Origin of the sequence: Azohydromonas lata (assembly GCF_034427735.1) — a bacterium.
GTDB classification, from domain to species: domain Bacteria; phylum Pseudomonadota; class Gammaproteobacteria; order Burkholderiales; family Burkholderiaceae_C; genus Azohydromonas; species Azohydromonas lata.
The window spans coordinates 1-10,773 of the sequence record NZ_JAXOJX010000127.1 but is presented as its reverse complement, the minus strand read 5'-3'; the positions used below and the strand labels follow the sequence as shown (position 1 = coordinate 10,773).

Below are 10,773 nucleotides of genomic sequence, written 5' to 3'. Positions count from 1 at the left end.
GCGCAGCCCGCCAGCAGCAAGGCGGCCCAGGCCAGGGCGGTCCTGTCCAGCCTCATCGCTGTTCTCCCGCCAGCGCCACCACCGGATCGAGCCGCGCCGCCGTGCGCGCCGGCATGAAGCCAAAGACAAGCCCCGTGGCGACCGCGCAGCCGAACGCCCCCAGCATGGCCGAGACCGAGAACACCACCGGCACGCCGGCGGCGATCAGCACGGCCCCCACCGCCAGCCCGGCCAGCACGCCGGCCGTGCCGCCCGCCAGCGTCACCAACACCGCCTCGGTCATGAACTGGCGCTGGATGTCACGCCGGCGCGCGCCGGTGGCCACGCGGATGCCGATCTCGCGGGTGCGCTCCTTCACCGTCATGAGCATCACGTTCATCACGCCAATGCCGCCCACCACCAGCGAGACCGCGGCGATCAGCCCCAGCATCACCGTCATGCTGTGCCGCGTGGCGACCTCGGCCTGGATGCGCGCGGCTGCGTTGCCGATGCCGAAGTCCTCGCGCCCGTGGCGCGCCAGCAGCAGCCGCCGCATCGCCGCCTCCGCCGCATGCACCTGCCCGGACGAGGCGGCCTCCACCACCACGTAGTCCGGCTGCGTCTGCGCCTGGTACACCCGCGCCCGCCCGGCCTGGTAGGGAATGAAGACCATGTCGTCGTAGTTCTGTGCCCCGGAGTCCGCGCCGCGCTCGGCCATCACGCCGATCACCTCGAAGGGCGAGTTGCCGATGAGCAGTTGCCGGCCCAACGGGTCGGGCAACCCGGGAAAGAAGTGCCGGTGCGCCTTGTGGCCCAGCACCACCAGCGGCGCCAGGCCGCGGTCCTCCGCGTCGCTGTAGTAGCGCCCCAGGGCCACCGGCCAGCGGTGCACGGCCGGCATCTCCTGGCTGGCCGCGAAGACGTAGACCTGCCGGTCGGCGCTGCCGCGACGCACGGTGATGGGGTCGCCGATGACCGGCAGCACGCGGCGGATTTCGGGCAGCTCGCGCAGCGCCTGCAGATCCTCCTCGGTGAGCTGCCCGGCGGGGCCGCCCGTGGCCGGCGCCTGGCTGCCCAGGTACAGGATGGCCGTGCCCATCGTGCCCATGCGCTCCATCACTTGGCGCCGCGCGCCTTCGCCGACGGACAGCATCACGATCACCGAGGCCACGCCGATGACGATGCCCAGCAGCGTCAACCCGGTGCGCGAGCGGTTGAGCCGCATCCCTCGCCAGGCGGTGCGCGCCGCCTCGCGAAGGTCGTTCCAGAACGATCCCGCCTCGCTGCCCGTCGGCGCCGCGCCCGGCACGGGCGGCTGCGGCACGGCCTGCATCGGGTGCGCGGGACGGGGTGGCGCCGCGGAGCCGCCGTCGGCCACGATGCAGCCGTCGCGGATCTCGATCACGCGCCGCGCCTGGGCCGCCACCTCGCGGTCGTGCGTGATGAGGATGATGGTGTGGCCCGCGTCCGCCAGCTCGTGCAGCAGCGCCATCACTTCCGCGCCGCTGCGGCTGTCCAGCGCTCCCGTGGGCTCGTCGGCCAGGATGATGCGTCCGCCGTTCATCAGCGCCCTCGCGATGGACACGCGCTGCTGCTGTCCGCCCGAGAGCTGGTTGGGGCGCAGGTGCAGCTTGTCCGCCAGCCCCAGCCGCGCCAGCAGCGCGGTGGCCCGCTGCGTGCGCTCGGACTCGCGCCGTCCCGCGTACAGCGCAGGCACCTCCACGTTCTCGCGCGCGGACTCGGTGGAGATCAGGTGGTAGCCCTGGAAGACGAAGCCGAAAGCCTCGCGGCGCAGCCAGGCCAGCGCGTCGGCGTCCAGCCCCGCCACGTCGTGGCCGTTGAAGCGGTAGGTGCCGCCGCTTGGGCGGTCCAGGCAGCCCAGCAGGTTCATCAGCGTGGACTTGCCCGAGCCCGACTGGCCGACGATGGCGACGAACTCGCCCGCGCGGATCGATAGGTCGATGCCGCGCAGCACCTCGACCGCGGGCTGGCCGCCCTGGCCGCCATAGCGCCGCCGGATGCCGCGCAGCTCGATGAGCGCGGGCGCGGCGTCCTCGCCCGCGGCCGGCAGGGCCCCGCTCACCATTGCAGCCACCGCGGACCGCCGCCGACCCGGCTCTCGCCGGTCACCAGCTGCTCGCCCTCCTTGAGTCCCTCCAGCACTTGCGCCTGGTGGCGGCTGCGCGTGCCCAGGCGCAGGTGGCGCACTTCGGGACGGTGGTCCGCTCCCAGCACGCGTGCGGTGTAGCTGCCCGGCACGCTGCCCGCGGCCAGCGCCGACAGCGGCACGGCCACGGCGCCCTCGGCCCGCGCGGTGACGAAGACCACCTGCGCCGTCATCTGCGGCATGAGCTCGCCGTCGGCGTTGTCCACGTCGAACAGCGCCGTGTACGTCACGGCCTTGACGGCGGGTGCCGGCGTGGCGCCGGTGCTCGCGGCCTTGGCCGACTGCGGCGGCGCCGGCAGCACCTGGCGCACCGTGCCCTGCCAGCGCCGCGGGCCGCCGGGCTCGGCGGCCGCGTCCCCGTCGCCGCCCAGCGTGGTGAAGTACACCGGCATGCCGGGCCTGACGCGGCGCACGTCGGCCTCCGACACCTCGGTCCACACCGTCATGCCCGACAGGTCCGCGATGCGCAGGATGTCCGGGGTCTGGTAGGTGGCGTTGAGGGTCTGGCCCTCGCGCGCCTCGACCGAGACCACGGTGCCCGCCATGGGCGCATAGATGCGGGTGTAGCCCAGCCGCGCCTCGTCGGCCTTGAGCGTGGCCAGGGTCTGGTCGATCTGCGCCTTGAGGCGGTCGAGGCGCGCGGCCGCCGTGGCGGACGCGGCCTCGGCGCCTTGCAGGTCTTCCAGCCGCGTGGCCTCGTCGGCAGCCATCTGGCGCTGGCGCGCAAGCTGCTGCCCGGCCAGGCGGTGCTGCGCCTGCTGCTCGGCCAGCTGCGCGCGCAACCCGGCGAGCTCGGCGCGGCCCGCGTCCACCGTGGCACGCTGCACGCTCGGATCGATCTCCACCAGCAGCTCGCCCTTGTGCACCTCGGTGCCGGGCGCCACGGCCAGCCTCGTGATCTGGCCCGAGACCTGCGCCCCCACGTCCACGTAGCGGCGCGGCTGCAGCGTACCGATCGCCGTGACGGTGGCTTCGACGTCAGTGCGGGCCACGGCCACGGTGTCGTAGAGCGTGCGCTCGCGGCCCACCCATGCCAGCGCAGCGGCCGCCACCACCAGCAGCCCCGAGCCGGCCACCAGCCGGCGCGTCCGCGGGGAACGCCCTGAACACGAGGGCGGCGGCATCAGGGGCGGACCTCGAAGCTCAGCGTGGCCGTGTGGCGCACGTCGCCCCCACCCGCCGTGGCCGACAGCCACACGCGCAGGCCCCGGCGCGGGCACGGGTTCGGTTTCGTCTTCATCCTCATGCCTCCTTGCCGCCGGCCCAGGCCAGCACGCGCAGCCAGCGCGGCTTCCACGTCAGCGTGAGCGCCACCGCGAGCGCGGCAGCCGCGAGCAACATCACCCACACCAGCGCCGCCATGGACGGGTGGTCCGCCCGCAGGCACAGCGCCAGCGAGGCCGCCAGCCCCAGGGCTCCCTGCGCGCGCAGGCGACGCACGGGCGCGGGCGGGCGGTGCCCGGCCCGCACCTGCTCCCAATGCGCTTCCATGGCCAAGGCCAGCCAGCCCATGCCGGCCAGGGTGGCCGCCAGCGCCGCCGCCAGGATCACCTCCTCAGACACGGGCCACCTCCACCTTGCACCCCTGCACACCGGCCTGGAGGCTTCGCTTGAGCCTGCGCGCCGCCAGCACGGCCAGCGCCGCACCCGTCAGCAGGAACAGGTCCACGCCGGCCACCGGCCAGTAGCCCTCGCCCAGCGTCTTGAGCAGGTGGTCGCCCGTGGTCACCCAGTTGAGCCCCACGGCCAGCAGCGCCATGGCGGCCACGGCCCAGCTCTGTTCGCGCCAGGCCGGGTTGATGCGCCCCTGCGCCACCGGGGCACTGCGCGCGAAGGCATGCGCCATGGCCAGCGCCCAGCCGGCCCAGAACAGGTACTGCTCCAGATCACCCCGGGGCGGCCAGCCCGCCGGCAGCGTGTCGGCCAGCAGGCGGTTGGCCACGAGCATGCCCAGCGCCGCCAGCAGCATGCCGGTGACGGTGGTCACGGCCAGGGCATCGACCACGCGGCTGCCCTGGCTGCCCTTCCTGGCATGCTGCTTCTTGCGCTTCTCGACGAAGAAAATGAAACCGGTGGCGATGCACACGCAACCCATCAGGCCGCCGAGCACGTAGAGCCAGCGCAGCAGCCAATGGCGGAAGTGCTGCAGGTGCAGCCCCGTCAGGAAGGTGTTGACGCTGTCCACCGCCGTGAGCGGCGGGTCCTCGCGCAGCACCTCGCCGGTGCTGGCCTTGAAGTGGATGCCTTCGCCGGTCAACGCGATGCGGTCGGTGCCGGCGCGGTAGACGCTGACGTAGCCGTTGGCGTCGTTCACGTGCTGCACGGACAGGAAGCCCACCTCACCGGCCATGCCCCGGGCCGCCCAGCGGCGCTGGGCCTCGGCCACCATCGCATCCACCGAGGCCAGCGGCGCGGCCATGCCCGCGCGGTCGTGCGGCAGCCCGATCTCCTGGGCTTCGAGCTTCTCGTGCAACTCGTGCAGCGGCTCCAGCTGCGTGTGCGTCACCGGGAAGTACAGGCCGGCAAAGATCACCAGCCCGGTGAAGGCGAAGAAGAAGTGGAACGGCAGCGCCAGCACGCCGGTCAGGTTGTGCAGGTCCAGCGCGGAGCGCTGGGCGGCCTTCTTCGGCCGGAAGGTGAAGAACTCGCGGAAGACCTTGCGGTGCATGACCACGCCGCTGACCAGCGCGGCCAGCATCACCAGCGCGGCCAGGCCGACGATCCACAGGCCCAGGTCCTTCCAGTGCAGGTTCAGGCTGTAGTGCAGCGGGTAGAAGAAGCGGCTGCCGATCTTGAGGCGGTCATCGGGCAGCGAGGCGCCCGTGCGCGGGTCTATGGTGCGGTTGCCCCGGGCGGTGTCCTCGGGGTCCTTCGCGTTGGGCACCTCGTAGCCGGCGAAGAGCCCCAGCACGGGGTCGCGGTGGGTGGTGTAGGCGCCCCAGCGGCGCACGGTGTCGAAGCGCGCGGGCAGCGGGCCATCGACGCGCTCGCGCAGGTGGTCGAGGCTGGCCTGGCTGGGCTGCATGCTCTCGAAGACCGGGCGCAGCACCCGGTCGAACGAGGGCATGGGCTGCGGCTCGAAGCGCGAGGCCGGGATGGCCCAGCGGTCTATCTCGCGGTCGAAGACCGAGAGCGCGCCGAAGAAGAACGCAACCATCAGCACGAAGCCGAGCACCAGGCCCAGCCAGGTGTGCAGCCACGCCATGGACAGGCGGAAGTTCTGGAACATGGGGTCTCCGGTTCAGGGCACCAGCAGGGACTGCAGCAGCGAGGCCGCCCCGGCCATGAGGGCGCCGCCGCCGGCCAGCACGGCCCACACGCGGCGCAGGCTGCGGGCGGCGAAGGCCCACAGCAGCACCCCGAGGTAGAGCAGCACGGCCAGCAGGCTGCTCAGGTGCTCGGCGTCGTGAAAGGGCATGCCCAGGGCATACAGGCCCGCCACGCCCAGGGCGATGAAGCCCCAGCAGAAGGCGTAGCCGCCCAGGAAGGCGGCGGCCAGGCGGAACAGGGCCAGGCGCGGGCCTGGCGAGGCGATGGCGGAGGTCATGGCGGACAAGCGGCTGACGGGATTGGCTGGAAGCGGTGGCCGGGGCGCGGCGCCCGCATCAGAAGCGGTAGGCCAGGCTCAGGCGGACGCTGCGCGGCTCGCCGTAATAGGCGGACGACGAGCTGGTCTGGTAGGTCTTGTCGAACAGGTTGCTGACGTTGAAGGCCGCGCTCACCTGCGGCGTGACGTCGTAGCGGGCCATCACGTCCACCAGCGCGTAGGCGCGCTGCGTGACGCGCGGCGACCCGGCCACCCGTGCGAAGTCCGACCAGGTCCGGCTCTGCCAGCGCAGCCCGCCGCCGACGGTCAAGCCATGGCCGATGCCGCGCACGCGGTAGCTCGAAAACAGCTTGAGCGTGTTCTGCGGCACGTTGGTGTTGAGCAGCTTGCCGTCGGCGGCCTGCGACAGGTTGCGCGCGAAAGCGACGGAGGCCTGCCAGTTGCGGGACAGCTGGCCGCCCAGCTCGACTTCGGCCCCGCGGGTCTTGGTCCCGGCAGCGGCGCGGTAGGCCTGCCCGCCCTCGGGCGTCAGCACGCCGGGAAGGGCCACCGCCAGGTTGTCCTGCTCGATCTGGTAGAGCGCCGCGGCCAGGTTGAGCCGGCCGTTGAACAGCTCGGCCTTGCTGCCGAGCTCGTAGGCCTTGCCCAGCAGCGGATCGAGGTAGGCGCCGCTGGCTTCCTTGTTGCTCTGCGGCTTGAAGATGTCCGTGAAGCTGGCGTAGAGCGACCACTGCGCCGACAAGTCGAACACGATGCCGGCGTAGGGCGTGACCTGGTTGCTCCACTTGCGGCCCACGGCGGAGGGGACGGCGCCGGGGGCGTAGCTCAGCTCGTAGGTCTCGTCTTTCCAGGTCGTCGTGCGTGCGCCGACGATCACCGACAGCGGGTCCAGGGGCTTGAAGCGCGCCGTCACGTAGGCGCTCTTCGTCTTTTCGGTGTAGTTGAAGTCGCCCTTGACGGTGTTGTCCGGCATGCCGGGCGAGTTGCCGTCCCAGGTGTGGATGTTGGGCAGCGAGAAGGTGTGCCAGAGGTGGTAGGACTCGCTGTCCTGCTTGGTGCGCGACAGCGTGGTGCCGAGCACCAGGTCGTGCTTGCGGCCCAGCAGCGTGAAGGGGCCGGTGGCGTACACGTCGAGACTGTGCTGGGTTGGCGGGCCGGCCCAGCGGCCGGCGTACAGGATCACGCCGGCACCGGTGGCGGGGTCGGGGCTGCCGCCCGTGGCGTAGCCCAGCTGCTCGTCGAACTCGGTGCGGTCGTAGGAGTAGGTGCCCTTGACCTTCCAGCCGTTGTCGAAGCGGTGCTCCAGCGCGGCAAAGGCCGCCAGGTTCTCGCGCTCGGAATAGGCCCACGATGCGGCGGCGGAGTCCGAGCGCTTCCAGCGGGCGCGGGTGCCGTCGCTGTTGAACAGCGGCAGGCCGCCGCGTGAATGGCCGGTGGCGCGATGCCGCTGCCAGGTGATGCCTGTGGTCAACAGCGTGCTGGGCGCCAGGTCCGCTTCCAGGATGCCGTAGAGGATCTTCCTGCTTTCCGACAGCCGGTCGATGTAGGCGTTGTTGTCCTGCCAGGCGACGACGCCACGCCCGCGCAGCGTGCCCGCCTCGTTGAGCGACGACGAGACGTCGGCTTCGAGCCGGTAGCGGTCCCAGGAGCCGGTCTCGGCCTTGACGTAGCCCTGGAACTCGGCGGTTGGCTTCTTGCGGACCAGGTTGATCGTGGCGCTGGGCGTGCCGATGCCGTTCATCAGGCCATTGGCGCCGCGCACCACCTCGACGCGGTCGTAGAGCACCATGTCGTTGCTCTGGAAAATGCTGGTGTAGTTGCTGTGCAGGTGGCCCACGCCGTCGATCTGGTAGTTCTCGACCTGGAAGCCGCGCGCGTAGATCGGCGACGAGTCGGAGCCCTGGTTGCCGCTCTGGCTCATGGTCAGGCCGGCGACCTGCTGGACCACATCGGGCAGTTGCGTCAGCCCCTGGTCCTCCATGCGCTGCTGCGTGATGACGCTCACCGACTGCGGCGTCTCGCGGATCGACAGCGGCAGCCGGGTCGCGGTGCTCATGGCGCGGGTGGTGTACGAGCCCGACCCTTCCGTCGTCCCGTCCCTCAAGCTCTGCGCCGTCGCCTTGATGGCCGGCAGGGTGTGCGCGGCCTCCTGCTGCGGCGACAAGGCGGCCTGGCCTGCCTGGGCAGGCTTGCGCAGCGTGTATTCGTTGCCGGCATCACGCACGGCCTGCAGGCCCGTCCCTGCCAGCAACAACTGCAGCGCCTCGTCCACCGTGTGGCTGCCGCTGACCCCCGGGCTGCTCAAGCCCGCCGTCAGGTCCGCGTTTACCGCAATCTGCGTCCCGGCCTGGCGTCCGAACCGGCTGATCGCCTGGTCCAGCGGACCGGCGGGAACGTTGAAGCTGCGCCTGGCCTGCGCTGCAAATTCCCCGGCGGATTGCGCCAGGGCCGAGGGCGCGGCCATGGCGATCGCCGCCGTTGCCATGGCCAGGCAGGCGGCCCTGGCCAGGGGGGTCAGCGACCAACGCCAGGCGGCCGGTGCACGAAACCACCCCAGGCGGGCATGAAGCGCAACGGAAGAAGTCGAAATACTACGGTGGGCCGCCATGTGCAGTTTCCAGGTCGATGCAGATGCAGTGGGTGAACGAAGCGCAGGCTGGCGGCAGGCGCCCGGGCGTTCACGCCCTCTCGCATGGCTTCATGGACGAGGCCGCACGAGATCCAAAAAACTGCCAACTAATTTGTAACGGCCGCGTTGGAGCGTCCGGCCAGCACCGGGGCTGGCTGATGCGGCGTCGGCCGGGCCGGGCGCAACAGCCGTCAACGTGGTTGCACCGTCACCCAGTACCGCGTGAGCCGGTGGATTCGCACCGGCAGGTGCCGCTCCAGCGAGGCCAGGATGCGCTCGGTCGGATCGCCGCCCTCCAGCGGCCAGGTGCCGGTGATGCGCAGCCCCGCGACCTCGGGGGCGCAACGCAGGCGGCCGGTGCGGTAGCGGCTCAGCTCGGCGACGAACTGGCCCAGCGGCGTGCGTTCGGCCACGAGCACGCCCTCAGCCCATGAATGGCTGGCCTCGCTCAAGGCCTCAAGGGCCTCCACGCCTGCGCGCGTGAAGACGAGCTGCTGGCCGGCGGCGACCCGCACCGGGGCGCCGGCCGGATCGCCTGTGGGCCGGACCTCCACCGCCCCTTCGCTCACGCCCAGCCGGGTGGCCGGCTCAGCCCCGCGCAGGTCGGCTTCATCGCGGCGCACGGTGAAGCGGGTGCCCACGGGCACCAGGGTGCCCTCCGGCGTCTGCACCACGAACGGACGGCCTTCGCGGTCGCGGGCCGTGGCCACCAGGATTTCCCCGCCGCGCAGCAGGACGCGCCGCTGGCGCGCATCGAAGCGGATGTCCACCGCGGTGGCGGTGTTGAGCATCAGGCGGGTTCCGTCCGGCAGCACGAGGCTGCGGCGCACCCCGGTGGCGGTGCGCTCGTCGGCCAACGCCGCAGCCAGCTCGATTGACCAGGGCAGCTGGCGCTGCGCCAGGTACAGCGCGGTGCCGCCGATGCCCGCCCACGCGAGCGCCTTGAACGCGCGGCGGCGCGGCAGCATGGCCTTGGCGGCCAGCGCCAGGGTCGAGCGGGCCACCGCGGGCTGGACGTGCAGCCGCGTGCCCTGCAGGTGGCCGCCTATGCCTTGCAGCCGTCGCCAGGCGCGTGCGTGCTCGGCGTGGCCGCCCAGCCAGCGCTCGAAGTCGGCCTGGTCTTGTGCCGTCTGCTGGCCGGAGGCCAGGCGCACGTACCAGGCGATGGCCTGGTCGACGGTGCTTTCGGCAATGGGCGGGCCATCGTCGGCTGCAGTCGGCGCGCCGGCGGGCCGGTGGATGCCTGCGTCCATCGGGCCCTTCTTAGGCGGCGTAGAACGCCTTGTAGCAGTGGGCCATGGCACGCGTCATGGCTTTCTGGACGACGTTGACCGTGAGACCCAGCTCTTCGGCGATCTGCGGATAGGTCAGGCCATCGAGCTGTGAGAGCAGAAAGCAGTCACGCACCTGGGCTGGCAACCCGGCCAGCAGGCGGGCCACCTCCTCCAACGCTTCCAGGACCAGATGGCGCTCTTCGGGCGACGGAGCAACGGCTTGCGGATGCGAAGCCAGCGTTTCAAGCCAAGCCTGCTCCAGTGCCTGCCGCCGCCAATGGCTGTTCACCAGGCCGCCGGCGAGGGTTGCCAGATAGGCGCGGGGTTCGTGAATCTGCTCGTCAGCGGACTTCCGCAGCACACGGACAAACGTGTCGTGCGCGATGTCCGCCGCATCAGAGGCGTTGCCTAGCCTGCGGCGCAGCCAACCCTGCAGCCAATCGTGGTGGTCGACGTAAAGGACTTCGATCCTTCGCTGCAGCGCGAACTCGGTGCTTGGCATGGCGTCCCTCCGAGGCAAAGCGAACATAGAAGCAATCGGCGTCTTCGAGAATGAGAATTGTTCTTATTCTATACCACACTGGTACCTGTGTTTTCCTGCTGCAGGAGGCCTGTGGCCTTGCCTTCTGTCCAGCCGCTGGCCAATGGGGCGCAAGCTTCTAAAAGTGGACGAAGCCGGGTGCCTCCAAATGGCGCTTTGAGATCTCCAGGAGCTTGGTGTTGGTGTAGCTTCGGTATTGGCCGAATAGCTCAGATAATTGCCCAAAGCCCGGAAAATCGCAGGCTATGACGCATGACATAAATGCTGAAGTGATTCGAGGCGGGTAATTTCCAGGTTGCTTATATTTTAACGGTAATTATGTTAAATTCAATCGAAAATCCCGAAATCTATCCCATAAAAATCCAAAAACATAAAATTGCATCCCGGTAGGTTCAATTTGATCTTCAGAACTGTTTGCAGTTTCTCGGAGCACGCCACGACGAAAGCACGATCAAGGCTAAGAGATAATAAATTTATACTGGAACTGCAAATTGACGCGCTGCGGAAAAATTTCTCATCGATGCCTTCAATTAATCAATTTGTGAATCCAATTTGTGCGCCGTCTATGCCAAGGAGCAATGACTGAGTTATCAACCCGGCAATTAAAAAGAGTACGTGGCCCGTGAGCTGGCGTAC

8 protein-coding genes are annotated in these 10,773 nt (G+C 70.1%); all 8 read right to left on the bottom strand.

All coding sequences use genetic code 11. The features are described from left to right. Positions 1-52 precede the first annotated feature (52 nt). The 8 genes from SM757_RS33905 to SM757_RS33870 all read right to left on the bottom strand — a co-directional run bounded on the left by SM757_RS33905 (position 53) and on the right by SM757_RS33870 (position 10,098). Positions 53-2,065 (bottom strand): ABC transporter permease, encoded by a 2,013-nt coding sequence (locus tag SM757_RS33905; protein ID WP_407655825.1) that lies wholly within the window; start codon positions 2,063-2,065, stop codon positions 53-55. Then, positions 2,059-3,270 carry an efflux RND transporter periplasmic adaptor subunit gene (locus tag SM757_RS33900; protein ID WP_322468707.1) on the bottom strand — a complete coding sequence of 404 codons (1,212 nt, stop codon included), beginning with the start codon at positions 3,268-3,270 and terminating at the stop codon, positions 2,059-2,061. The genes SM757_RS33905 and SM757_RS33900 overlap by 7 nt, the downstream gene beginning before the upstream one ends. 118 nt (positions 3,271-3,388) lie before the next feature. Further along, positions 3,389-3,709 carry a DUF3325 domain-containing protein gene (locus SM757_RS33895; protein ID WP_322468706.1) on the bottom strand — a complete coding sequence of 107 codons (321 nt, stop codon included), beginning with the start codon at positions 3,707-3,709 and terminating at the stop codon, positions 3,389-3,391. Then, positions 3,702-5,375: a PepSY-associated TM helix domain-containing protein gene (locus SM757_RS33890; protein ID WP_322468705.1), complete on the bottom strand. Its 1,674-nt coding sequence runs from the start codon at positions 5,373-5,375 to the stop codon at positions 3,702-3,704. Before SM757_RS33890 ends, SM757_RS33895 begins: the two co-directional genes overlap by 8 nt. 12 nt (positions 5,376-5,387) lie before the next feature. Next, the gene (locus tag SM757_RS33885) at positions 5,388-5,693 is read right to left on the bottom strand and encodes an iron uptake protein (protein WP_322468704.1); all 306 of its coding nucleotides are present in this window, start codon (positions 5,691-5,693) and stop codon (positions 5,388-5,390) included. Between the two features lie 58 nt (positions 5,694-5,751). Further along, positions 5,752-8,157 (bottom strand): TonB-dependent siderophore receptor, encoded by a 2,406-nt coding sequence (locus SM757_RS33880; protein WP_322468703.1) that lies wholly within the window; start codon positions 8,155-8,157, stop codon positions 5,752-5,754. Between the two features lie 356 nt (positions 8,158-8,513). Continuing rightward, the gene (locus SM757_RS33875; protein WP_322468702.1) at positions 8,514-9,575 is read right to left on the bottom strand and encodes a FecR domain-containing protein; all 1,062 of its coding nucleotides are present in this window, start codon (positions 9,573-9,575) and stop codon (positions 8,514-8,516) included. Positions 9,576-9,585: 10 nt separating this feature from the next. Then, positions 9,586-10,098 carry a sigma-70 family RNA polymerase sigma factor gene (locus SM757_RS33870; RefSeq protein WP_322468701.1) on the bottom strand — a complete coding sequence of 171 codons (513 nt, stop codon included), beginning with the start codon at positions 10,096-10,098 and terminating at the stop codon, positions 9,586-9,588. Positions 10,099-10,773 lie beyond the last annotated feature (675 nt).